The sequence below is a fragment of the Flavobacterium sp. genome (genome assembly GCF_027490375.1).
In the GTDB taxonomy this organism is placed as follows: Bacteria; Bacteroidota; Bacteroidia; order Flavobacteriales; family Flavobacteriaceae; genus Flavobacterium.
Genome location: NZ_JAIXYH010000011.1, coordinates 37,487 through 60,690 on the forward strand (window position 1 = coordinate 37,487; position 23,204 = coordinate 60,690).

Below are 23,204 nucleotides of genomic sequence, written 5' to 3' on the forward strand. Positions count from 1 at the left end.
ATTAATTATAAACTTACGTTTAAGCCAATAGCAAATGTTCGGTTAGTAGGGTAGGCATTTAACTCAATACCAGCAGTTCCGAGCGGATCTCCACCATTATTTCCGACAAGTTCTGGCGAATACCCGGTGAATTTTGTGAAGACAAATGGATTCACCGCAGTGGCATACACACGTACGCGACTAACTTTTTCAAAGAATTTTGGGAAGGTGTATCCGAGCGTTATGTTGTTAATTCGGAAGAACGCTCCATCTTCGATGTAGTAGGTAGAAGATCTAGGCACATTGTTGAATGGGCGAGGATTTGTTGCATTCGGATCGCCTGGCAACCAGAAATCATCCAGTACCGCCGATTCCACATTTTCTCCACCGAAGCGCTGCGCTTTCTTTCCGTTATATAATTTGTTACCTCCAACGCCATAAGTATCCACGCTAAAGTCGAAGTTTTTGTAGTTCAGGGCAAAGCTGAGTGCGTAGGTATGTGTAGGAATGTAGGAACCTGCAGCCACGCGTTCGTCGGAGTACGTAAATTCGCCATCGCCGTTAAAGCCGGTAACATCGAAAACATAAAAGCTTCCCAAAGGTTCACCAACAAGCACTTGCTTAGTCCATTGTCCGTTATCAATCGAACCACCAATCAAATCACTGAAGAATGAATTGTTGACTTTTTGAAGCTCGTTTTTATTGAGAGATAAATTTCCTGAAACGGTGTAGCTGAATTCGTCGTTAAATTTTCCGTCCCATTTCAGCGAAATTTCAGCACCTTGATTTAGGACAGTTCCCGTATTTAGTGTTACGCGATCTGGTGAGATTACTGAAGGTAATGTAACAGGTAAAAGTACATTTTCATTTTGGCGACGGTAGAAGTCAACAGTTCCCGATAAGCGGTTTTCAAACATTCTAAAGTCGAAACCAAAGTCGATTTCCGACATGGTCTCCCATGTTAAATTAGGGTCGATTTGATAAGGCTGAACATTTCCTGGGAAGATATTTGCATCTGGGCCAAAGCTGTAGTTGTAGTTTGCGGCAAAAAGCGGGATATTTAAGGCTGTGAGTGCATTTGCATTACCAACTTCGCCATATCCACCTCTAATTTTTATGTATTGAAGAATCTTATTTTGCTTGAAGAACGCTTCGTTAGACAGTACCCAACCGGCGGAAACTGCTGGAAATACACCCCAACGGTTTGACTCCTGAAAGCGGCTGTTTCCTTCCCGACGGACTGTTGCAGAGAACAAGTATTTGTTATCGAATTCGTAATCCGCACGAGCAAAATATGCTAAAGAAACTACGGGAGTTTCCACGCGGTTTTGCACAACTTGTCCAGGTGGTTGCTCTGTGTTGTAATCGGACAAATCGAGCGACCAATAGTTTGATTGTTCGGGAACATTCCAACGTGTAGCTGATAAACTCTCCGCGTTGTTTGTTGTACTACGGTTCATACCAATAGTAGCATTTATAGTGTGCTTGTCTATTGTTTTTGAATAACTTATGAAGTTGTCCCAGTTCCAATTGTAATCGTCATACCGACGTTGTTGCAGCGTATTAATCGGGTTACTTGCTGGATAATCGGCAATTTCTTGTGTTGGGTTTTCCGACAGCCAAATGTCGCGCGATGGCGTGTACGTAAAGCCTTTTGCCCAGTTAAATGTCGAACCAAAATTGGAGGTAAATTTGATGTCTTTTGTAATTTGAAGTTCGGCTGATATATTTCCGAAAACGGCTAAATTTTTATTTTGTTCGTTGTAATAAAACAACTGTGCAGCTGGATTCCCAACATTGTTAAAACGATCTGAGCCATTAATTGCCACCTGACCCGTTGCTGGATCTCGTAACGGTACACCCCAACGTCCGTTTTCGAAACGAACTGGTACAATGGGCGCTTGCTTATACGCATTGGTAAAAGCGCTCAGTGGTTTTGGACTATTGTTGGTGATTGCTAAATTTAAGTTTTGCTTTATGGTAACTTTTCCGTCGAGAATTTTAAATTGATTTCTCGAACTTAAATTTGTTCTTTCGAATTGAGTGCCATTTAGAATTCCTTTTTCTTTGTAATTCGTTGCGGTAAATTGCATGTTAACGTTTTCGCTTCCGCCTGAAATGGAAAGTTGGTGCGAAGTCGTCTCGCCGGTATCGGTTATCTCGTCAAGCCAATTTGTATTGTACGGTTGATCAAAGTTGAAATAGGTCGACGATCCCAGCGCAGTATTGTTGTAATACACGTAGCGATAGGCATCTGCCATCTCAACCTCTCGCTGAATGAATTTCCGACCAACAAAGCCGTCGTAGCTCACTTGAAGCTTGTTTTTCTTTGCTTTCTTGGTGTTAACAACGATAATTCCGTTTGCTCCTTTCTGTCCGTAGATTGCCAGGGACGACGCATCTTTCAGGATATCAATATTTTCAATATCTCCGGGAGCGATACCGTTAAGTGACGTCGCTTCTAAACCGTCAATGATATATAAAGGCGTTCTACCTCCTAAAACAGTTCCTAAGCCACGGATGATTACAGTAGGGTTTGCTCCAGGTTCGTCGTTCGTTACGATGTTTACGCCCGCTGCTTTTCCTTGTATGGCCTGAATAGCAGATTGTGCAGGTGTTTTGGTGATTTCGCTAGCTTTTATCTGAGCAACAGAACCCGTGATCGCACCCGCTTTTTTCGTACCAAATCCAACGACAACTACTTGCTCTAACTCGGTACTAGAAAGTTGCATGCTTACTTTCATGCCGTTCTTTGCCGCTTGTGTACTGGTTTTGTATCCTACGAAAGTAAAACTTAGCTTATCGTTGTCGGCTGCTGTTATGCTAAAATTTCCGTCAAGATCAGCAGCAACAATTACCTGGCTAACTGTATTTGTTACCGTTGCACCGGGAAGCGGCAAACCATTTTCGTCGAGCACTTGTCCAGAAATCGACTGTCCAACTACAAATTGAAAGCCAGAGAAAATGAATAAAAAGAGTATTAGTTTTTTCATACCAAACTTCATTGGAAAGATTTGATTGCGAATGTAGCAACTAAATCGTTGTAGTTGTGGTATGCAGGAAGTTGTTTATTGCAACTAAAACTTTATTTAAAGAAACTTAAAGATATAAAAATCATTACTTTAAATATAATAAATTTATGTGTAAAATAGAGGCAGTGATGTAGTAGTGATGTGTTAAGTAGATGTAAAATCTTGGCAAAAAAATTGTTATCTATGTAATTTTAGGAACGATTTTATAGCGTATTCATAAATCTGTTCAAGCTAACTTCAGCATCAAGAGCTAATTTTTTGCGAAGTCGATAGCGATGAATTTCGACACCGCGATAAGTGATATTCATAAGCGGAGCAATTTCTTTAGACGATAAGTTCATTTTCAAGTAAATCGCTAGTTTTATATCTTTTGAAGTTAAGATGGGATAGTTCTCTGTAATTTTCTTAACGAATTCAGCATGACTCTGCAAGAGGTTTTGTTCGAAGTTTTCCCACTCTTTTTGAGTAATGCTGTGATTTTTAATCGCTTTCTTAATTTTAGTTTTGAGTTTCGCAACATCAGGTTCTTCTTCGACTGCAGCCGAAACAGCTTCAATAATTTCACTGTGTTTAGCGATAGCAAGTGATTTTGAAGCGACTTCACTGGCTTTTGCTTGAATCTGCATTTCCAAAATGTGCTTTTCGTACTCTTGAATTCGCAAAGCATTCTGAGCTTCAAGCTCTAAGGTTCGCAGTTCGCTCTGATGTTTAATTTCTTCTTCTTTAATAGCCAGTCGTTGTTTATAGCGAAATTGATTCCATTTGTAATACAGAAACAACAACAGTGTTAATGCACAGGCATAAAAAAAGAGCATTAATCCAGATAGAAACCAAGGTCGGGCTACTTCAAACTCGAAAGTTGCGATACGAGTTAAGTTATTATTTTGAATATTAAAAAATTCAATTTGTTGCTTTCCGCTTTCTAAGTTGTTTAAAATAAGCCTGTTATTATATGAGACCGATTTTATTTTATCGCCGTTTCGTCTGTAATAAATTTCTGCGGTATTCTGCCCAAAATACTTATGTATGATTCGTAATTCCACAGGCTTTTTATAACCAACAATCGATTCGGCGTCTAAGAATTTGTTTTGCTGAAAAGCTTCTATTCGAATTTTATCAAGCAGTCGTGTATTTTTTTGTTCGGTAAATTCTAAAAAACCGTCGTCGAGATTTACGGCATATTTAGATCCGAGCGTAAAAATCTTGGTGTCTTGGTTAATTAAACGCCCGCGATAGTATTTTTCAGGAATTAAATCCCAAACAAATAAATCGTTAACCAAACGTACCAAATACAATTGTGTGTTTTTTACTGCTAAAAGCGATTCTTTACCAGCGGCTGCCAATTCAGTAACTCCACTAAACGCAGCTGTAAATTTGGAATCGTAGTTTAGCAGATTTGTTTTTTTGTTGGGAGTATACCATTTATCAGCAATTTTTACGTAAACGCTTTCGCGGAAAGAAAGCAGCTTAACACTGAAATCGTTTTTAAAGTTTTGTAGTTTACTGATGTCAGTAATTGTGAATTTTAACTTATCGTATTCGTAATCAATGCGATAAATACCGCGGTATGCGTCGGCAGCCCACAACTGTCCTGGTTTACTTTGCACCAAGTTTTTAATAGGTTTGGTAAGTCCATTTATAACTAGGAACTTCTCCAAATTTAAGGGCGATTGGTACGCGATAATTCCCGCATAGTGCGATTGAAATATCAAAGGTTGATACACATCCGGCAAGAATTTCCAACCACCGGTTACTGTATTTACGCGCTTAATTCGATTTTGTTCGTAGCGAAACGTACCGTCGTTGTGGCCAATAGCAAATGCCGATCCAAAAGGTTCAATAGACCAAACCTGTCCCTGTGAATTTGGAATTAGCTCGAGTTTTTTTTGTTTGTAGGAGAAAAGTCCGTGGTTTGAACCAATTAACACTTCGTCGTTATTCTTGTTCAAGGCATAAACAGATCCTAACTTTCCGGATACATCTGTGAAAAACTGAAAATTTGAATTAATTTCAATATGCGAAATTCCATTGTCTAATCCCAACCATAAATCGCCTTCTAAATCGGTTTGAATTTGAAGTACCGAGTTGTTGCAAAGTCCGTTTTCACGCGAAATATTTTTATAGCTTCCATCGTTCAAATCAATGATGTACAGTCCGTTAGAGGCCGTTCCAACCGCTAGGCGATTATTTGAGAGAAATTTGGCACAAAGTATTAGTTCGCGTTTAAATCGCTGGTTTAAAGAATGATTCCAAGGTTTTGTAGTTCCTTCCTTATGACAATAGACGCCATTTTTTAGTGTAAAAATGAAATCGGTTCCCTGATTATTAGCGGCATGATGTACAATATTGTTGTTTAGAATAGTGCCGAGTTGCAGATTTTCAAACGTACCATTTACATAGCGATAAATGCCTTTATTGGTTGAGGCAAACCAGATTTCGCTGCCAACGATGAAACAATAAGAAATTTGGAACGGAAGTTTTACAGCCTTTATTAGCTTACCGTCGTAGATGAAAATGGAGTTAAACGACTGAAAATAGATTTTGCCCTCGTGTGAGAAGATTTTCCAGATTTCTTCATTGAGGGTATTTCCTTTAAATAAGTTTTTCCCTGCTGAAAGCGAAGTGTACGTTAACTGTCCTTTCTCGTAAAACCAATATCCAAATTCGTTATACGAGCCGCAATACAAGCGATTTTCAACGGCAAATACCGATCGAATAATTGTTTTATTCGGCAAACGTTTTTTCTGCCAAACGGCACCATCGTATCGCAACAAATAGTTATTGTTGGCGAAATACATCGAATAATCGGCGCCTTGCGATATGCTCCAAACCTGATTATCACCGAAATACTCAGATTTGGTAAAGTTCTCGACAAACGGCAGTAATTCTTGCCCAGACATAAAAAGTGGACAAAAAGCGCTCAAAATCAAAAACAACAATCGTTTCAATCTCAAATATTTTAACGAGTAAATGTAAATGAATTCACGCTGTAATTGTAAACTTCGCGCCGTTTTACATCATTACATGTTTAAAGAATTCTGTTTAAATAATTGAAAATGATTTATTTATATGAATTAAGCTTCTTTCGGAATGAAAAAATTTTTTTAGCTGCTTTCGGAATTTTGATGTTCAGCATTCAGATACTTTTCTGCAAAGACAATAATTAGAAATCCGATGATATAGGCCCAAATGTCTTCCCAAGCAAACGAGGTTCCTAGTATTGCTCTAGCTAAAGCCGAATGTTCCCAGCCCAATGAAAAAATTAATCCAAGATATTGCGTTGTTTCAACAGCAAAGGCAAATAGCAAAACGCCGACGGCAGTTTTCAATTTCGAAACAGCAAAAACCGATTTCAAGGCGCAATAAATCAGTATAACCACAAGTACATCACCTACATATGGTCTTATAAATTTATCGTGTACAAATAAGGCAATTACAACTTCTACAAAAAAAAGCAAGACTGCCCAAGCGAAGTAGTTTTTGTTAAATCGAACGTTTTTCATAACTAACATAACTCGTAATAATTTCAAATCTTATCTTAGGATGTAACTTATTTAAAAGAAAACTTGCAATTGGAATTCAGCTGTCGGTTCTTTGTAGGAAAGTGTTTGTTCTCGAGTACTCACAAATGTTTTATAAGTAAATAACAGTTCATGTTAAAATCAATTCATCACGTTGCAGTAATTTGTTCCGATTATGCGATTTCTAAGAAATTTTATACCGAAATACTAGGCTTAGAGGTTATTCAAGAAGTTTACCGCAGGGAACGCCATTCGTATAAGTTGGATTTGGCATTAAACGGACAATACGTTTTGGAGTTATTTTCCTTTCCCAATCCGCCCCAACGAAAATCGTTCCCAGAAGCATGCGGATTGCGGCATTTGGCTTTCGAAGTTGCCGATATAAAAGTCGTCATGGAGCACCTTTCGCGTTTCCACGTAAGTGCTGAACCGGTTCGAATAGATCCGTATACGGGAAAGAAATTCACGTTTATAAGTGATCCCGATAAACTTCCGATTGAATTTTACGAATCGTAAGTAGCAGGAGAATTGCTGTTTTTCTGGGAACGTACCGCGAAATCGCCCCAACTTGCAATCGCGTCAAGTAACGGTAATAAGGTCTTCCCGAAATCGGTTAACGAGTACTCAACACGTAACGGAGGTTTTGTCGTGTACACTGTTCGCTTTACAATACCATCGGCTTCCAAATCTTTTAACTGTAAACTCAAAGTGCGCTCGGTTATTTGTGGCATGCTACTGCGAAGTTCATTGTAACGAAGCGTTCCCGATTTTAAGTGGAATAGAATTACGCTTTTCCACTTTCCGCCAATGATGTCCATCGTAATACTTGTACAACACGGATATTCTTTATTGTTGAATGTCAACATAATACTCTTTTTTTTAATACTATACTTTTAGACCGTACTTGTGTATTATTTCTACTATACTTAATTTTGTTGCTATAAAATTTATAGTTCAAAAATAATAAAAAGATGAGTTCATTTATCGAGCATTTTCAAAAAAGATACACAACTAAGAAATACGATTCTTCGCGAAAGATAAATCCAGCTATTTTGGATGAATTGAAACAAGCTGTGCGCTTAAGTCCGTCTTCAATAAATAGTCAGCCTTGGCATTTCACTTTTGTTTCCGACGAAAGCACAAAACAACAGCTGGCGGCCGCTTCGTTGTTTAACGATAAGAAAGTTTTGGATTCGGATACAGTAGTGGTTTTTAGCAGAATTAACGACATCAGTTTTTTTGAAAAGCAAATACAGGAAAATTTGCCTGAAGGTGCCGTAGCGTATTACAACAACATGATTAAGCCTTTGCCAGAAGCTGAAATAAAAGCGTGGTTCGACAAGCAGGTGTATTTGGCTTTGGGTGTTTTACTAAGTGCTTGTTCGCAACTTGCTATTGATGCAACACCGATGGAAGGTATTGAATCTGAAAAGTATAACCAGATTTTGGGACATGACAAGTACCATGCCTTAGTTGCGGTTGCTTTGGGTTTTAGATCCGAAGACGATAGTAATCAGCCGAGCGTAAAACCAAAGTCGCGCGTGGCCACCGACAAAATAGTAACCACAGTGTAAGTTTTTTATTAAAGATTGTTTTTATTGACTAAAACCGGGTATTATATAAGTGCTCGGTTTTTTTGCTTTTATAGGAAATAAATCAATTTTGTATCTTGCTTGAAAAAGCAGCATGCAAAAATATATTCATTGCTTTTATCTGATTTTGTTCCCTTTTTTGTCGTTTTCCCAAGAACTTTATTCCAAATCTTTTGGCAAACAAACAGATCCGGCGGTGGTTTTTCTTCACGGAGGACCGGGCTATAATTCGGCAAATTTTGAGGTAATTACTGCCGAAGCCCTTGCGCAAAGCGGCTTTTTTGTTGTAGTTTACGATCGTCGAGGCGAGGGGCGAAGTTCCAACGTGCCGGCTTCATTTACTTTCGAAGAAACTTTTTCTGATTTATCTGCGATCATCGAAAAATATCAGGTAAAGCAACCCACACTTCTCGGACACAGTTTTGGAGGCATTGTTGCAACGCTTTTTGCTGCACGCAATCCGCAGCAAGTAAAGAACATTGTTTTACTGGGTGCTCCGGTTTCGTTGCAAGAAACTTTTAAAACAATCATTAAGAGCTGTAAAAGTATTTATCAAGCGAAAAATGATAATGTTAATTTGCAGTATATTAATGCTTTAGAAGGTATGGATAACACTGGTATTGAATACAGTTCGTATTGTTTTTATCATGCTATGCAAAACAATTTTTATTCGCCTAAGCAGCCAACTAGCGAAGCAAAGCAATTGTATTCTCTTTTTGGAACGGATGCGACGCTGAAGAAATACGCGTCTAAAATGACTTACGAAGCGCCTCGAGGTTTTTGGAAACAGGAAAAGTATACTTCTTTGAATCTCAGTTCAACAATTGAGAATTTGCTGAAATCGGGCGTTGCCGTAAAAGGAATCTATGGTAAAGACGACGGTTTGTACAGTGCCGAACAAGTTGCGCAACTGCAACAATTGCTTGGTTCGGAGCAGCTGCTGTATTGGGATTCCTGCTCACATAACGTTTTTATTGATCAACGTTCGAAGTTTATTACTGCTCTAGAAAATTGGTTTAAATAACTTAGGCGTTATGAAAGTGAATACTGCTATAGTTCTTGTTTTTTTCTCCATTTTTGGTTCTTTTGCACAGGAATTGGCCGAGGTTAAACACGTGATGTTAGCTTCAAAAGCGCTGCAGCAAAATCGAGAAATTTTAATTTATACTCCACAATCGTACAAAGAAAATTATCTGACACAGTACGAGGTAGTTTACGTTTTTGACGCGCATACGCGTGAATTTTTCGATCTCACACATTCCATGATTAGCTTTTTGTCGAGAGCTGATAAACAATATATTGTCGTCGGAATAACCTCGCCGTATAACGAAGCGCTAGATTATTCAAGAAGAAACGATTTTTTACCGGAAATGCAAACTGATGAAGCGCGTCAAGCTTATGGAAAATACTGCGGAAATGCCGATAAGTTCTTCCAGTTTGTCACCCAAGAAGTGTTTTCGTATATGCAAGAAAACTACCGTGTTTTAAGTCGTCGTAGTGCCATCGGACACTCGTTGGGCGCGTCTTTTCTGGTGTATTCGTTTTTGAAAAATCCCGACACTTTCGATAACTACGTGTTGATGTCGCCTAATTTAGCTTACGATGCCAATCGCTTAATTCGCGAACTAAAACAATTTGATTTTTCGACAATTAAGCCCTACAAATATTTTTATTTGAGTTTCGCTAACGAAGCCGTTTCCTTTCCAGAATGGAAGCCAGCCATTGATGAGAGCTTTGTGCTTTTTGAATCGCTTCAGGGAAAGGAGAATTTTTACGTAAAGTCGGCTAAGTTTCCTGAAAGCAATCATTTTAGTTCGGCTTTACCGGCCTTAACCGCAGCTCTTTCTACTTATTTTACGCAGGTTTATGATCGGCAGCAAGCACAGTTGTCCGACACTTTCGTAGAAGTGGAAGTGGTGGTAGAAGTTTCGAATCCGAAAGCAGAGTTATACATTACGGGCAATCAAAAAGCGGTTGGAAATTGGAATCCTGCTGCAGTAAAAATGAATCGGTTGTCTGATAAAGAACGAAGCGTCAAACTCAAGGTACAATCGCCATTTATTTTTAAGATTACGCAAGGCTCCTGGGAAAGCGAAGCTACTTTAGAAGGCGTTTCGGGTAACGTTTGTTTACTTCCTTCAAACGAAAAACGCTACCGTTTTAAAGCGATAGCGTTTGCCAATGATTAAACTTTATTGTTTTATTTTCCCGGATATGCTTCGAGTGCGTTTTTAAGAATTTCAACTGCCTGAATTAAATCTGCTTTTTTCAAAACGTAAGCAATACGTACTTCGTCTTTGCCAACATTAGGTGTACTGTAAAATCCGGCAGCTGGAGCCACCATTACAGTAGCACCGTTGTACGAATACGATTCTAAAAGCCATTGCGCGAAGTGATCGGCGTCGGCAACGGGTAACTTTGCGATGCAATAAAAAGCACCTCGCGGTTTAGCTACTTGAACGCCAGCTATTTTACTCAGTTCTTCTACTAAAGTGTCGCGTCGTTCTTTGTATTCTGCAACAACGTCATCGAAGTACGATTGTGGTGTGTCTAAAGCGGCTTCGCTGGCAATTTGTGCAAACGTCGGCGGACTCAAACGAGCTTGTGCATATTTCATGGCAGTTTGCATTACCTCTTTGTTTTTAGAAACAATACATCCGATTCGCGCACCACACATGCTGTATCGCTTTGAAACCGAGTCGATCATGATGGCGTTTTGTTCAATTCCTGCGATGTTTAATACGGATAAATGAGGTTGATCGTCGTAGATAAATTCGCGATATACTTCGTCGGCAATCAGAAACAAATCGTATTTCTTGACGATCTCTGCCAATTGAAGGAGTTCTTCTTTTGAATACAAATAACCGGTTGGATTCCCAGGATTACAGATTAAAATGGCTTTGGTTTTTGAAGTGATTCGTTTTTCGAAATCGGCAATAGGAGGTAAGGCAAATCCGGTTTCAATTCCTGAAATAATCGGAACTACTTTAACGCCACTGGCCGTTGAAAAGCCGTTGTAATTCGCATAGAAAGGTTCAGGAATAATGATTTCATCACCAGCGTCCATCGTTACACCCATTGCAAAAAGCAGCGCTTCCGAACCTCCTGTTGTGATAAGTATATCGGCTGTTTCTACAGGCAATCCGTGGGTTCGGTAATAGGCAGCGAGTTTATTGCGATACGATTCAAAACCAGCAGAGTGGCTGTATTCTAAAATTTCAAAATCAAAATTTCTTACCGCATTTAATGCAACTTCGGGCGTTTTTATATCAGGCTGACCAATATTCAAATGAAACACTTTGGTTCCTGCTTTTTTAGCTTTTTCGGAATACGGTACCAATTTTCGAATTGGTGACTCAGGCATAGACAAACCTTTCGCTGAAATTGTTGGCATAGTGATATAAAAATTTGAATTGCAAATTTGCAATAATTCCGCTACAACTGCCAACTTTTAGCTTTCTATTGTATCTTTAATGTAAAAATTAACGAATGTTGCACTTTTGCCGAAATTCAACGCTTCTTGTTGCTTTCTTTCTCTTCTCTGTTAATGGTAGTGCGCAGTCGGATTTTACTTTCAAAGATAATTCAAAGAAAACCAGTATCCCGTTCAAGCTTGTTAATAATTTGATTATCATAGAAGTTAAAGTGAATGGAGTTCTTTTAAATTTTCTTTTAGATACAGGCGTGGAAGAGACTTTACTTGTGGGTTTGGAGAGCAATCAAGAGCTTTATCTTAAGGATGTGGAAACGGTTAAATTGAAAGGGCTTGGCGCAGAGGAGCCGATAGATGGATTAAAAGCGCAAGGGAATATCTTGGAAGTAGGAAAATTATGGTCAAGCGATCATTTGTTATATGTAATACTGCAAGCGGATTTGCGATTTTCTGCATCTCTGGGAATTCCAGTGAACGGAATTTTAGGATATAATTTTTTCAAAAATCATATCGTAGAAATAAATTATCAAAGGAGAAAGATTACCGTATATCATTCAGAACACCGTTCAATTACAAATTTGGTGAAGAAGTTTACAAAAGTCCCAATTTTGATAGAAAGGTCGAAACCCTATGTATTTACTCAGGCGAGAGTTGTACAAAACCGCGTTTGTGATTCTGTAAAGTTGTTGGTTGATACCGGAAATAGTTCTGCATTATGGCTTTTTCAAGGAACCAATGATATCAATGAAATTCCTGAAAAGCGTTTTGAAGATATCCTAGGATACGGTTTTAGTGGTGTTGTAAAAGGTAAGCGATCAAAAATTGAACTTTTGAAAATCAATAATTTTGAATTTAAAAAACCTGTAACAGCGTTTCCAGATAAAGAATCTCTTGTAAATGTTAAAATGGTTACCAACCGATCGGGGTCTATAGGCGGCGACATTCTTAAGCGTTTTAACATCATTTTTGATTACCAAAATGCGGCTATGTATTTGAAAGCTAATTCGAAATTCTCCGATCCCTTCGAATACAACAAAAGCGGAATTTATCTACAACAAGCCGGTGTTCGATTGTATAAACTTCCCAACAAGGAAAAGCCAAGCGGAGCAGCACTTACGGTGACTTTCGGTGAAAAAAATGTCGAGGTCAATTTTCAATATGCTTTTAAACCCGCGTATGAAGTTGCTGCCTTAAGTCCGGATGCTCCCGCAGCTAAGGCTGGAATCCAAATTGGCGATGTTATCATTTCGATAAACGAGCAAACTGTCGGCACTATGTCGTTACTGCAAGTAGCTAATTTCTTTAAATCAGAAAAGGAAGAAATGATTGTTTTGGAAGTCGATCGCTCTGGTGAGCTTAAAAAATTTCGATTTCAACTTAAAAACATCCTCGACTAAGTCTATTTTTAAATTATGACTTATTTTTGCGCGAAACAACAACACAATGAATTCACCTAGCGGATCTCGATACGTTCAAAGAGGCGTATCTGCCGACAAAGAAGATGTACATCAAGCTATAAAAAATGTCGATAAAGGCTTGTTTCCGAAAGCTTTTTGTAAAATAGTTCCCGATTACCTTACGCAAGATCCCGAATATTGTATCGTTATGCACGCCGATGGCGCCGGAACTAAATCGGCTTTGGCTTACGCATATTACAAAGAAACCAATGACATAAGTGTTTGGAAAGATATTGCCCAAGATGCTATTGTCATGAATCTCGACGATTTACTGTGCGTGGGCGTTACAGATAACATATTGTTGTCGTCAACTATAGGTCGGAATAAGAATAAAATTGGTGGTGAAGTAATTGCCGCGATCATAAACGGCACCGAAGAACTTATTCAAAATTTGCAACAACACGGCGTAACCCTTCATAGTACAGGAGGCGAAACTGCCGATGTGGGCGATTTAGTTCGAACCATAATCGTAGATTCAACCGTAACGGCACGAATCAAAAAAACAGCTGTTATTGATAACGGAAACATTGCAGCAGGAAACGTTATTGTAGGTCTCGCAAGCTTTGGAGAAGCCAGTTACGAACAATCCTATAACGGTGGAATGGGATCGAATGGACTAACCTCGGCACGTCACGACGTATTTTCGAAGGAAATTGGTTTAAAATATCCAGAAACCTTTGATCCCGAAGTACCCGAAAACCTCGTTTACAGCGGTTCACAAAAGCTAACAAACAAAATCGACGAACTTAACACCACCGTAGGAAAACTTGTGCTTTCACCAACACGAACCTACGCACCCATTATTAAAGCAATTTTCGAGAAAATCGGACGTAAAGCCATCAACGGAATGGTGCATTGCAGCGGCGGCGCCCAAACTAAAGTACTGCACTTTGTAGAGCATTTACACATAATAAAAGACAATCTTTTTCCAGTACCTCCGCTTTTTAAAATGATTCAAGAGGAATCTAAAACGCCGTGGGAAGAAATGTACAAGGTGTTTAACTGCGGACATCGTATGGAATTGTATTGCAACGAAGAAGTAGCAGCCGAGATTATTGCTATTTCAAAATCATTTGATGTCGATGCACAAATTGTCGGTAGAGTAGAGGCTTCCGAGGCGAAAAAACTAACAATTCGTAGCCAATACGGGACGTTTGTTTACGAATAGACCATTGGATGTATTTTCGAAGTTTCTAGATTGCAAAAACTAGAACTCATTTCTGGTACTTTCATTTCGCGACAGCGATTGAAAAAGCAAGCGTGCAGTCGCAAAAGCACTAGCAATGCAGCGTTTTTGGAGCGACCAACGGAAGCTACCAAAACGCGAGCAGTGCGTGCTGTTGCGGTTGCACCTTGACTTGAAAAGCGCGGTGGCCGCCGCTGTACATTTTTCTGGGATAACGATTTGTTGCGGCGGACAGTTGCCAAAAAAATACGCCGGTAAAAATCGACGTATCTTAAAATTTATATTCTTGTAAATTATTTCGCGCGGGTCATGGTAATTTCCATAGCCTTATATTCTTTTCCGTTTTCGTCGGTGTCGTAGCTGGTAAAAACTTGCTTATCGGCGTTTACTAATTCAACGGTTTCGCGAATTTTTTTCATTGATTTAGTTAACGGATCGCTCATTTCGCCTGCATAGTTGTAGGTTTTGGATGCCTCGTCGTAAGTTCCTGTTACGTAGGTTATTCCGGTTCCCATATTGTCGGTCCAAATCGAAAAGTACTTGCCCGATGCATTGTCGTAGCCGGTAGTTGCAGTACCTTCGAACGGCATGCCAAAGTACGAACCGTTGTGTTTGGCATATTGATATCTGCCACCGTGAATCATACTGATATCTACCGTCATTTTCATGACCGTTGGTTCTGCGCCAGGTTTTGAATAAAATTTACACTCTTCGTTCCATTTCCCAACGTCGGCAGCTAAACGTTTGTGTGGCTCGCCAGGTGTACCGTAATCCATCCAAATTTTGGCAACGGCAGCCGAATCTTTCGGAATTTCTACCTTTTCAGCCGTGTTTTCCGCTGATTTTTCGGTTGCATCAGTGGGCGCTTTGTCGTCTTTCTTACAAGCTGTGAGCGCTAAAAGAAGCAAGCTGCTGCATAAAAATAGTTTTTTCATATCGATCGTGGTTTTTGGTTAATCTTCGGGAAAAGGCGCATTCTGATACGCGCCGATATCGGGATTTGTAGCAGGCGGAGTTGGACGCGGGCGACCTAAAATATCGGTTGTAATTTGCCCTAAAGTCGTTGGCGTACCTGCGTTTACTGCCGGAGATGTTTCGTCGATGTTCATTTGATTGTTTCGCAGATTGAAAAAGCCGGGCTGTCTGTTTTTGATATTTCCGTTTTCTTGGTTGCGAAGCACATCAAAAAGTACGTTGTTGTAGTACGGATCGCCGTCTGAAATGCGAACTAAATTATTGGTGAAACTGTAATTGAACAGTTTCAAATCAGATTTATCAAGTTGAATGTTTTTTCCACCAGAGCCATAAATGATGCAATTGGTGAAATCGCACTTACTCAAATCGAAAGCCGTTTCGGTGCCCGCATTATCTTCAAAATAATTGTTGACGATAAGTGCAGCTTGCGATGATTCGGGAAAATTATTGTTTATGGTGCAGTGTTTGAAATCGTACGAACCGCCAAAAGTGAGGGCAACTGAAGCCTGTCCGGCATTGTTCCAAACCGAATTTTCCGCTTCAATATTGGCAAATCGTGCTAGTAAGCCCACGTTTGAGCAGTTGTAAAATTGCGAATTGCGAATTTTCATCGGTGTTCCGGCGTTGTTTTGTACCAAAAATCCGACGATGGCATTTTTTAAGGTCAGGTGATTGATTTCGTGATCTTTGGAGTTATCTCGGAAGTAAATGAACCCCCACTGACCCGCAATATCGCTGTAAAAAGGTTCCAGACGATCGCCTTCGAAAATAACTTCATTTTCCAGAGCTTCGGTATTGGATAAGGCACCATTGATTTTCAACGTTGCATTTGCTTGAACAATCATGCCGCTTTGTGCGTGAAAATGCAAACGAGCACCCGGGTTTATTGTAAGTGTTTTTCCTTCGGGAACCGAGGCATAACCATAAATAACGTAAGGTTTTTCGTTGGTCATCACCAATTCGTTTCCGTTAATCGGGTGATTTTCGGATAAATTTCGTCCTTGAACCTGCGTGACATTTCCGTCGGTGTCGAAGCCAAAATCTACACCTTCAACAATACCATTCTCACGATTTGGATAAATAAAGTACGCATCCTGAATGAGCGTTACCAAATTTACTTTTTGATAATTATTGGGTGTCCCGAATAAAATCTCGTCGGTATACAGGAAGTCGGCCGGATTGGCGTCGTTGATATCGGCAGTAGCTTCTATGAAAATAAACATCGAATCCTTTGCGAGCAGTTCTACATTTTCAAAAACTTTGCCGTCGCCAATGCCGCTGTTATCGCTGTCGATTCCAGTCATACCATCCACCATAATGCGGTATTTGCTGGCATTTTCTTTCGCTAGCTTTAGTTGTGGAATTAGTATGTTTTCATTGCTGCGGTTATAAACTTTTAGCGTGTAGGTACTGGTACTGATGCTGCTGAATACCGTGTCGAGGTAAACGGTATCTTTTGAAAAACCTAGTGTTCCGGTTTTAGCTACAAAGTCAAAATCGGTTCTACAAGACAAAAAAAGTAGGGTAAATACAACGAAACAGGCGAATAACGATTTACGCATCAATTCAAAAATTTAAGTAAAAGTAAGATTTTTATCATTTGTTTAGTACTCAATCTCCAACGCACAACCGCGAAAGTAATTGTATTTTTGCCGAAAATTTTTCGTTGTATGGAATTCGATAAACAGTATTTTCTGGAAATGTGTAACAAGATTTCGGAAAAAACTTTGATGAGAACATTAGATATTGTGTACACTGATGCCGGTCCGGATTTTTTAACGGCAACGATGCCGGTTAATTCTCGTGTACATCAGCCCATAGGACTTTTGCACGGCGGAGCTATGGTTGCCTTGGCAGAAAGTGTGGGCAGCGCAGCATCGCTGATTTTAGTAAATCCGGATAAACAAGAAGTACGCGGTATCGAAATATCGGCAAATCACGTTCGAAGCATTCGCGAAGGTGTTGTTACGGGAACGGCTCGTATCGTACACCAAGGAAAAAGCGTACATCTGTGGGAGATTCGAATTACCGACGAGAAAAACCGACTCATTTCGCTCTGTAAACTCACCAATATGATACTTCCCAAACGATGATCAACCAGCCGTTAATCGATTGTTTTCAGGAAGCAATAGCCACTAAAGAGAATTTTGCATTTTGGCGTTATCCGAAGGAAAGCAGCATTTCATTCGTTTCAAATTTGAAAGAGAACGATCGTTTTTCAGACGAAAAGGCAGCTTTTTATTTCCAACGATTTGCTCCGGATTCGAATTCGGTGTATCTGTACGATTCCGGTTTGGTGCGAAAATTTGAATTGGAATCTGCTATTTTTTCCGCTGCTGACATCGCGTTTACTTCCGAAGATCGTTCGGTATTTGAAACGCAAGTAGAGCAAGGAATAAAGCGAATTTCAGAAGGAAGACTAAGTAAAATAGTGCTTTCGCGGAAAGTAAGTACGGAAATTGATTTAAACCTCATTGACTCGTACATTCACATGTGTTTGACCTATCCCGCTGCGTTTTGCTACTTGTTTTACACTGCGGAAATTGGTTTTTGGATGGGAGCGTCGCCCGAATTGTTTTGTGAAGTTTCCGACGGAATTGCTACTTCTATGTCGCTCGCCGGAACCCGATTCGCGACAAAGTACCAGCCTTTTTTAGATAAAGAGTTTAGAGAACAGGAGTTAGTTACTCAGTTTATTTCGTCGAAGCTTGCCGATTTGGTTTATCGTGTTCGAGTTTCCGACAGAACTGAAATACAAGCAGGAAACTTAATTCATTTGCAAACCATAATTAGTGGTAGGTTGCTGGAACATGCAACGCTAAATCAGTTAATTGCGGCTTTGCATCCGACACCAGCTGTGTGTGGACTACCGCAACAAAAGGCTTTTCAAGCGATTTCAGAAATCGAAAAGTACGATCGGTCGTTTTATACAGGAGTTGTTGGTGTTGTAAATGGCGTACAGCCAAACAAGATTAATGCGCGCTTGTACGTAAATTTACGCTGTATGAATTATCGTGATAAACAAACAACTCTTTACGCGGGTTGTGGTATTGTGGCCGACAGCAATCCGCCAGCCGAGTTTGAAGAAACCGAACAAAAATTCAAAACGATTAAACGTATTTTAGTTGCCAATAATAGTTGATTTAGCGAGATACTTATACGCTGAATGACACCTAATTTATATAATATGAACGATATACAACTCGATATTTTAGCTTTTGGTGCGCATCCAGACGATGTTGAATTGGGCTGCGCGGGCACGTTAGCGAAAGAAATAGCTCATGGAAAAAAAGTGGGAATTGTAGATTTAACCCGTGGGGAACTTGGTACCCGAGGAAGTGCGGAAATACGTGACGCAGAAGCCGCAGCAGCCGCAAAAATTCTTGGTGTTCAAGTACGTGAGAACTTGAGATTTCGAGATGGTTTTTTTGTCAACGATGAAGCGCATCAGCTTGAGGTCATTAAAGTAATTCGTAAGTACAAGCCGCGAATCGTAATTTGTAATGCCATTTCCGATCGTCATATTGATCATGGAAAAGGCAGTAGTTTGGTTTCGGATGCTTGTTTTCTTTCGGGATTGCGGCGCATTGAAACGGAAGTCGACGGTAGTTTTCAAGCTGCGCATCGTCCGGAAGTGGTTTATCACTACATTCAGTGGAATGATATCACGCCGCAGGTAGTTGTAGATATTACTGGATATGAGCAAATTAGGAAGGAAGCAATTTTAGCGTATCGCACGCAATTCTTCGATCCAAATAGCAAAGAACCGGTAACACCCATTGCTACACAGAACTTTTTAGAGAACTTAGATTTCCGTGCGCGGAATCTGGGCCGACTCACAAATGTTGAATTTGCAGAAGGCTTTACCGTTGAACGTTACCCGCTTACGAATTTATTGACCGATTTAAAGTAATTTTTTTAAAACGGCAGTTGTTTAAAAGCAAATTTTTGTTTTATCTTTGCAGCCGATTAAAACGGTGGTTGTAGCTCAGTTGGTCAGAGCATCGGTTTGTGGTGCCGAGGGTCGTGGGTTCGAGCCCCATCAGCCACCCAAAATCCAAAAGGTTTTCGATTGTTCGAAGACCTTTTTTTGTTTTATTTACTTTCTGAAAAATCGATTTGCTTGAGTTTTAATAGCTATGAAATAGATTTAAGAAGTTTAGTTTGCGTTTCGCTGTTTGTACTGAATGTAGCACATCTTTCAAAACTCCTTCTGTTTTAATACTCCAATCTTAATACTTAGTACTTAATACTTCAATCTCAATACTTCAATCTTAATACTTCAATCTTAATACTTCAATCTTAATACTCCAATCTTAATACTCCAATCTTAATACTCCAATCTTAATACTCCCATCTTAAAATCATACCACTCCTTTCCCGGGTGAGCGGGCGCAACGGCATCCTATTAGGCGATACCCATATTTCCATCGGTTGTTTTCGCCTAATAGATATAGTGTAGCACGCGACGGCGCCACAACAACGCGGCGAAGCCACCACAGCGCCGGCACCCCCAAATTAGAAAGAAAATTCTTAGTCAAATTGCCAGTTCGACCGATTTTCTGCAATGAAAAACCGCAATGTGCATAAAAAATTGTTAAAACGGTAACAAACAAGAAGCTGCGTCGTCTTACTCATATAAATCATCAATTAAATCAATCATCATGAAAACAATTAACATCCTTTCAGCAGTTTTATTTGCAAGTACCGTTTTTACTGCAAACGCTAGCACAACTTCGAACGCGTATTTAAACGGAGTTTCCGATTCTATTCGAATTGAAAATTCTGGAGAAGCCGATTTGGATTTGAGCGAATTAAAGAGAGCAGAAAAAACAATCGATGAGCAAATTGCCGAAGATATGCAAGTTACCGAGGCGCAACTACCTAAGTATATTTCGGTAGCCGAACCTGCGAAAACGGTTAAAATCCCGACGAAATTATTGAATTAGTTATCTTATTTATGTTGGAAGACCGCCCACGAGGCGGTTTTTTTATGGTTGTAACCGCATGACGTGGAAATCGAAAGGCGTCCACAAACAGTGTTCAACCGACGCGGCTGCAAGTGCCTGATTCGTGAACGTATTACAAGTTTTAAAAAGACTGTAGTTTCCATTCGATTCGTAAAAGGCGTCTCGGTCGTTGTAGCGAATGCCTGTTTTTACAGCAATAGGTTTAGATTCATTTTGTTGAAAACAAGCTAGATAATGAGTAACTAACTGCCGGTATTGCGTATCGCTCAATACTATTTTCTTGCAAGTTTCGTGTTCTATTCTGTTTTGATAGTAGTTCACATGGACCGCCGTTTCGTTAAATCCAGATGCCGCTTTGATTGCGGTAGATAGTTTTAAATCCGACCAAGTAGGCGTTTCCAAATAGAACTCGCGGTTCCCCCAGCCAATGGCTACCCAGGGATAGTAGGTGTTTTTAGCACGAATCAGATTTTTATCTAAAAAACCGTTCCAGTCGAACAGCTGATTTTTAACTGGCAAAACCAATTCACTGTGTACGCCGTTTGTTTGCAAATAGATTTCAATGGTTTTGGGTTCGGTTATTTCATCGCCTGAAATGGTAATATAACCGATCGTAGCAGCTAAAAGCAGATAAAAACCGATGAAAGTTAACAAACTTAAAAATACAATACGAATGCCGCGATACACTTTAAAAAGCAAACTGTTTCGCATGGCACTTTAAGTTTTCTTTTTTCTTTCGGCACGTAGTTTCTTTATCCAATATGCCGATAAATCGTCGTAGTTAACAACCACTTTTGGTTCTTGTGGGTCGAGTCGTTTTGCTTTCACTCCACGAACAATGATTGTTTCGATTAAATAGTCTTCGTTAACTTCGTAAGGTGCGTATTTGGTTTTGAGATTAATGTCGAACATGCGCGCGGTGTTGTTCGACCAAAAAGCTTTCCAGCCGCTTTTGTATTCTTTGATTAAGTCGAATGTAGTTTGTCCGGTTTGTCTGTAAATGAGTTTTACAAGAATTTGCCCGTCTTTACGACTCAATTTTTTTAACTGCGGTTCAAATTGCTTTTGCATGTAATCTTCCACAATCTTGAAGTATTTTCTACGCTCACGAGCCGTTTTCATTTTAGACATGCCTTCATTCAGCGAAATTAAAGTAGCCGAAGTAGCTTTGGCGTACGGATAAACTTTGTAAACACGTCGCTGTAAACGATTGTATATTTTAACCGCCTCAGCGTCGACTATTACTTCGTTCGGATTAATGACAACTTCTTCCAACTCTATCGGAATGTTCAAGCTATCCGGCGTATTCAGGTAGGCGTCGCGCGGATCTTCCTGGGCAAAAACCGCTGTTGTTCCCGATAGTAGCAATACGAAAAATAAAATCCACCTCATGTTTTAGTTAATTGGTTGAAAACGGATAAGCAAGTGTAGTGCCAAATTTTTAAATTCGCAGGTCTTAAAACAAATTTATGTCAATTTTAAACGAAAAGTCAGAGTTATTTATTGAGAAGTATCTCAATAATCCGTCGCCAACAGGCTACGAATCAGAAGGTCAAAAAATTTGGATGGATTACATCAGACCTTATGTAGATGACATTTTTACAGATATTTATGGTACCGCAGTTGCCGTCGTGAATCCAGGTAAATCGCTCAAAGTGGTTATTGAAGGGCATTCCGACGAGATTTCGTGGTACGTGAACTACATAACCGACGATGGTCTGATTTATGTAATTCGAAACGGCGGTAGCGATCATCAAATTGCGCCGTCCAAACGCGTACATATTCATACTGCCAACGGAATCGTAGAGGGTGTCTTTGGTTGGCCGGCGATTCACACACGAAATCGCGACAAAGAAGAAGCGGCGAAAATCGACAATTTGTTTATCGATATAGGTTGCGAAACCAAAGCCGAGGTTGAAGCGAAAGGCGTTCATGTGGGTTGCGTAATTACCTATCCAGATACTTTCACGGTGCTCAACGAGAACAAATACGTTTGCCGTGCCATCGATAATCGAATGGGTGGTGTGATGATTGCCGAAGTGGCTCGCTTATTAAAAGAGAATCAAGTTGAACTTCCGTACTCTTTATATATAGTGAACGCCGTGCAGGAAGAAGTGGGCTTACGCGGAGCAGAAATGATTACCAACACAATTAAACCAGATATTGCTATCGTTACCGATGTGTGCCACGACACAACCACGCCAATGATCAATAAAAAAATTGAAGGCGATGTGAAAATTGGTCGCGGTCCGGTAATTACGTACGCACCTGCAGTGCAAAATCAGCTGCGCGATCTTATTGTAAAAGCGGCGCAGGATAAGGAAATTCCTTTTCAACGTTTGGCGTCGTCTCGCGTTACCGGGACAGATACCGATGCGTTTGCTTACAGCAATGGGGGAGTGGTGTCGGCACTTATTTCTTTGCCGTTGCGATACATGCACACAACAGTAGAGATGGTGCACAAACACGATGTCGAGAATGTTGTGAAGCTCATTTTCGAGTCTTTGCAAAGAATCGAATCGAAAGAACAGTTTTCGTATTTCAAGTAAGAGCTAAGTTCTTTAAGAAATCGGGAGGCAGTTTTGTTTCCCGATTTTTCATTTTTGGGCCCCTGCGCGCCGTTTTGTAGTTTGCGATTAGGTTGGCGCGCACCGGGCCTTTCACTTCAAGCGCGTTTGTTTCAAACCGTTCGGCATCGCTGCGGCGGGGCTTCTAAGGTCGCCGCGCCGCAGCGGCCTTCACAGGTTTTCAACTGCCGCGGCTTTTCGTTTCAGTCCCTGGGGCGGAAGATTGTGCCCAAAAAAGTGCTTTTCTGCCCCTTTGTTTATCAGCGAGTTAAAAAATAAATTCAAAATAGTTGCTAAAAAGTTTGGAAAAGGGGTTTTAGAAACACTACTTTTGCACCCGCTAAACCGAACAGGCGCGGCGTAGGTTCTGAGTTTTTTTTGTGGGCGATTAGAAATAAGAAATGATTTTCTTGCACAGTTGCGTAAGATGTTTTATTTTGGTTGTCCGTTTCGGCAAAAGGGGGTTTAAATTTTTTTTACTTTTTTCTTGCC

At 40.0% G+C, this 23,204-nt stretch carries 20 protein-coding genes and 1 tRNA gene; 12 read left to right on the forward strand and 9 right to left on the reverse strand.

Features of this window, described 5'->3' with window-relative positions; translation table 11 throughout:
• Positions 1-5: 5 nt before the first annotated feature.
• The 3 genes from Q0064_RS01580 to Q0064_RS01590 all read right to left on the reverse strand — a co-directional run bounded on the left by Q0064_RS01580 (position 6) and on the right by Q0064_RS01590 (position 6,514).
• The gene (locus tag Q0064_RS01580; RefSeq protein WP_298143274.1) at positions 6-2,972 is read right to left on the reverse strand and encodes a SusC/RagA family TonB-linked outer membrane protein; all 2,967 of its coding nucleotides are present in this window, start codon (positions 2,970-2,972) and stop codon (positions 6-8) included.
• Between the two features lie 242 nt (positions 2,973-3,214).
• The gene (locus Q0064_RS01585; RefSeq protein ID WP_298143277.1) at positions 3,215-5,959 is read right to left on the reverse strand and encodes a histidine kinase; all 2,745 of its coding nucleotides are present in this window, start codon (positions 5,957-5,959) and stop codon (positions 3,215-3,217) included.
• A gap of 156 nt (positions 5,960-6,115) precedes the next feature.
• The gene (locus Q0064_RS01590; protein ID WP_298143281.1) at positions 6,116-6,514 is read right to left on the reverse strand and encodes a DUF2809 domain-containing protein; all 399 of its coding nucleotides are present in this window, start codon (positions 6,512-6,514) and stop codon (positions 6,116-6,118) included.
• Between the two features lie 150 nt (positions 6,515-6,664).
• On the opposite strand from Q0064_RS01590, the gene Q0064_RS01595 reads away from it, so the two are divergent.
• The gene (locus Q0064_RS01595) at positions 6,665-7,048 is read left to right on the forward strand and encodes a VOC family protein (protein ID WP_298143283.1); all 384 of its coding nucleotides are present in this window, start codon (positions 6,665-6,667) and stop codon (positions 7,046-7,048) included.
• Here the strand turns inward: Q0064_RS01595 and Q0064_RS01600 are convergent.
• Positions 7,036-7,398: a helix-turn-helix domain-containing protein gene (locus tag Q0064_RS01600; RefSeq protein ID WP_298143286.1), complete on the reverse strand. Its 363-nt coding sequence runs from the start codon at positions 7,396-7,398 to the stop codon at positions 7,036-7,038. The genes Q0064_RS01595 and Q0064_RS01600 overlap by 13 nt on opposite strands.
• 105 nt (positions 7,399-7,503) lie before the next feature.
• Here Q0064_RS01600 and Q0064_RS01605 point away from each other — a divergent pair, with 105 nt between their 5' ends.
• From Q0064_RS01605 to Q0064_RS01615, 3 genes are all read left to right on the forward strand, one after another.
• The gene (locus Q0064_RS01605; protein WP_298143289.1) at positions 7,504-8,106 is read left to right on the forward strand and encodes a nitroreductase family protein; all 603 of its coding nucleotides are present in this window, start codon (positions 7,504-7,506) and stop codon (positions 8,104-8,106) included.
• A 112-nt stretch (positions 8,107-8,218) separates the two neighbouring features.
• A complete protein-coding gene (locus Q0064_RS01610; protein ID WP_298143292.1) occupies positions 8,219-9,148 on the forward strand; it encodes an alpha/beta hydrolase in 930 nt (309 codons plus the stop codon).
• A gap of 10 nt (positions 9,149-9,158) precedes the next feature.
• On the forward strand, positions 9,159-10,313 hold the full coding sequence (locus Q0064_RS01615; protein ID WP_298143295.1) for an alpha/beta hydrolase-fold protein: 1,155 nt from the start codon (positions 9,159-9,161) through the stop codon (positions 10,311-10,313).
• An 11-nt stretch (positions 10,314-10,324) separates the two neighbouring features.
• On the opposite strand, the gene Q0064_RS01620 is transcribed toward Q0064_RS01615, so the two are convergent.
• Positions 10,325-11,518: a pyridoxal phosphate-dependent aminotransferase gene (locus tag Q0064_RS01620; RefSeq protein WP_298143298.1), complete on the reverse strand. Its 1,194-nt coding sequence runs from the start codon at positions 11,516-11,518 to the stop codon at positions 10,325-10,327.
• 95 nt (positions 11,519-11,613) lie between these two features.
• On the opposite strand from Q0064_RS01620, the gene Q0064_RS01625 reads away from it, so the two are divergent.
• Positions 11,614-12,954, forward strand: coding sequence for a PDZ domain-containing protein (locus tag Q0064_RS01625; protein ID WP_298143301.1), 1,341 nt, complete (start codon positions 11,614-11,616; stop codon positions 12,952-12,954).
• A 46-nt stretch (positions 12,955-13,000) separates the two neighbouring features.
• A complete protein-coding gene (locus Q0064_RS01630; protein ID WP_298143303.1) occupies positions 13,001-14,182 on the forward strand; it encodes an AIR synthase related protein in 1,182 nt (393 codons plus the stop codon).
• 311 nt (positions 14,183-14,493) lie between these two features.
• On the opposite strand, the gene Q0064_RS01635 is transcribed toward Q0064_RS01630, so the two are convergent.
• Positions 14,494-15,135, reverse strand: coding sequence for a DUF1579 domain-containing protein (locus tag Q0064_RS01635; RefSeq protein WP_298143306.1), 642 nt, complete (start codon positions 15,133-15,135; stop codon positions 14,494-14,496).
• A gap of 18 nt (positions 15,136-15,153) precedes the next feature.
• On the reverse strand, positions 15,154-16,737 hold the full coding sequence (locus tag Q0064_RS01640) for a choice-of-anchor Q domain-containing protein (protein ID WP_298143309.1): 1,584 nt from the start codon (positions 16,735-16,737) through the stop codon (positions 15,154-15,156).
• A 108-nt stretch (positions 16,738-16,845) separates the two neighbouring features.
• On the opposite strand from Q0064_RS01640, the gene Q0064_RS01645 reads away from it, so the two are divergent.
• The 5 genes from Q0064_RS01645 to Q0064_RS01665 all read left to right on the forward strand — a co-directional run bounded on the left by Q0064_RS01645 (position 16,846) and on the right by Q0064_RS01665 (position 20,124).
• Positions 16,846-17,268 (forward strand): hotdog fold thioesterase, encoded by a 423-nt coding sequence (locus tag Q0064_RS01645; protein WP_298143312.1) that lies wholly within the window; start codon positions 16,846-16,848, stop codon positions 17,266-17,268.
• Complete coding sequence (locus tag Q0064_RS01650) at positions 17,265-18,317, forward strand: chorismate-binding protein (RefSeq protein WP_298143315.1); 1,053 nt, start codon at positions 17,265-17,267, stop codon at positions 18,315-18,317. The genes Q0064_RS01645 and Q0064_RS01650 overlap by 4 nt, the downstream gene beginning before the upstream one ends.
• Before the next feature lie 54 nt (positions 18,318-18,371).
• Complete coding sequence (gene bshB1 / locus Q0064_RS01655; RefSeq protein ID WP_298143336.1) at positions 18,372-19,088, forward strand: bacillithiol biosynthesis deacetylase BshB1; 717 nt, start codon at positions 18,372-18,374, stop codon at positions 19,086-19,088.
• 64 nt (positions 19,089-19,152) lie between these two features.
• Positions 19,153-19,226, forward strand: a tRNA-His gene (locus Q0064_RS01660).
• A 613-nt stretch (positions 19,227-19,839) separates the two neighbouring features.
• Entirely contained in the window at positions 19,840-20,124 is a 285-nt protein-coding gene (locus Q0064_RS01665; RefSeq protein ID WP_298143318.1) for a hypothetical protein, read from the forward strand.
• Positions 20,125-20,166: 42 nt separating this feature from the next.
• Here the strand turns inward: Q0064_RS01665 and Q0064_RS01670 are convergent, their stop codons facing one another.
• Both Q0064_RS01670 and Q0064_RS01675 read right to left on the reverse strand, forming a co-directional pair.
• Positions 20,167-20,856 (reverse strand): TIGR02117 family protein, encoded by a 690-nt coding sequence (locus Q0064_RS01670; RefSeq protein ID WP_298143322.1) that lies wholly within the window; start codon positions 20,854-20,856, stop codon positions 20,167-20,169.
• 6 nt (positions 20,857-20,862) lie between these two features.
• Positions 20,863-21,537, reverse strand: a complete 675-nt coding sequence (locus tag Q0064_RS01675) for a DUF4294 domain-containing protein (RefSeq protein WP_298143325.1) — start codon at positions 21,535-21,537, stop codon at positions 20,863-20,865.
• Positions 21,538-21,614: 77 nt separating this feature from the next.
• Between Q0064_RS01675 and Q0064_RS01680 the strand changes: the two genes are divergently transcribed.
• Entirely contained in the window at positions 21,615-22,694 is a 1,080-nt protein-coding gene (locus tag Q0064_RS01680) for a M42 family metallopeptidase (protein ID WP_298143327.1), read from the forward strand.
• The last annotated feature ends 510 nt before the right edge of the window (positions 22,695-23,204 follow it).

What these genes read in the sequence shown, in the direction of transcription:
- Q0064_RS01670 (WP_298143322.1), bottom strand. Translation starts at nt 20,856, where the DNA reads ATGCGAAACAGTTTGCTTTTTAAAGTGTATCGCGGCATTCGTATTGTA.
- Q0064_RS01580 (WP_298143274.1), bottom strand. Translation starts at nt 2,972, where the DNA reads ATGAAAAAACTAATACTCTTTTTATTCATTTTCTCTGGCTTTCAATTT.
- Q0064_RS01675 (WP_298143325.1), bottom strand. Translation starts at nt 21,537, where the DNA reads ATGAGGTGGATTTTATTTTTCGTATTGCTACTATCGGGAACAACAGCG.
- Q0064_RS01615 (WP_298143295.1), top strand. Translation starts at nt 9,159, where the DNA reads ATGAAAGTGAATACTGCTATAGTTCTTGTTTTTTTCTCCATTTTTGGT.
- Q0064_RS01605 (WP_298143289.1), top strand. Translation starts at nt 7,504, where the DNA reads ATGAGTTCATTTATCGAGCATTTTCAAAAAAGATACACAACTAAGAAA.
- Q0064_RS01630 (WP_298143303.1), top strand. Translation starts at nt 13,001, where the DNA reads ATGAATTCACCTAGCGGATCTCGATACGTTCAAAGAGGCGTATCTGCC.
- Q0064_RS01595 (WP_298143283.1), top strand. Translation starts at nt 6,665, where the DNA reads ATGTTAAAATCAATTCATCACGTTGCAGTAATTTGTTCCGATTATGCG.
- Q0064_RS01665 (WP_298143318.1), top strand. Translation starts at nt 19,840, where the DNA reads ATGAAAACAATTAACATCCTTTCAGCAGTTTTATTTGCAAGTACCGTT.
- Q0064_RS01625 (WP_298143301.1), top strand. Translation starts at nt 11,614, where the DNA reads ATGTTGCACTTTTGCCGAAATTCAACGCTTCTTGTTGCTTTCTTTCTC.
- Q0064_RS01590 (WP_298143281.1), bottom strand. Translation starts at nt 6,514, where the DNA reads ATGAAAAACGTTCGATTTAACAAAAACTACTTCGCTTGGGCAGTCTTG.
- Q0064_RS01645 (WP_298143312.1), top strand. Translation starts at nt 16,846, where the DNA reads ATGGAATTCGATAAACAGTATTTTCTGGAAATGTGTAACAAGATTTCG.
- Q0064_RS01680 (WP_298143327.1), top strand. Translation starts at nt 21,615, where the DNA reads ATGTCAATTTTAAACGAAAAGTCAGAGTTATTTATTGAGAAGTATCTC.
- Q0064_RS01650 (WP_298143315.1), top strand. Translation starts at nt 17,265, where the DNA reads ATGATCAACCAGCCGTTAATCGATTGTTTTCAGGAAGCAATAGCCACT.
- Q0064_RS01640 (WP_298143309.1), bottom strand. Translation starts at nt 16,737, where the DNA reads ATGCGTAAATCGTTATTCGCCTGTTTCGTTGTATTTACCCTACTTTTT.
- Q0064_RS01635 (WP_298143306.1), bottom strand. Translation starts at nt 15,135, where the DNA reads ATGAAAAAACTATTTTTATGCAGCAGCTTGCTTCTTTTAGCGCTCACA.
- Q0064_RS01610 (WP_298143292.1), top strand. Translation starts at nt 8,219, where the DNA reads ATGCAAAAATATATTCATTGCTTTTATCTGATTTTGTTCCCTTTTTTG.
- Q0064_RS01600 (WP_298143286.1), bottom strand. Translation starts at nt 7,398, where the DNA reads ATGTTGACATTCAACAATAAAGAATATCCGTGTTGTACAAGTATTACG.
- Q0064_RS01620 (WP_298143298.1), bottom strand. Translation starts at nt 11,518, where the DNA reads ATGCCAACAATTTCAGCGAAAGGTTTGTCTATGCCTGAGTCACCAATT.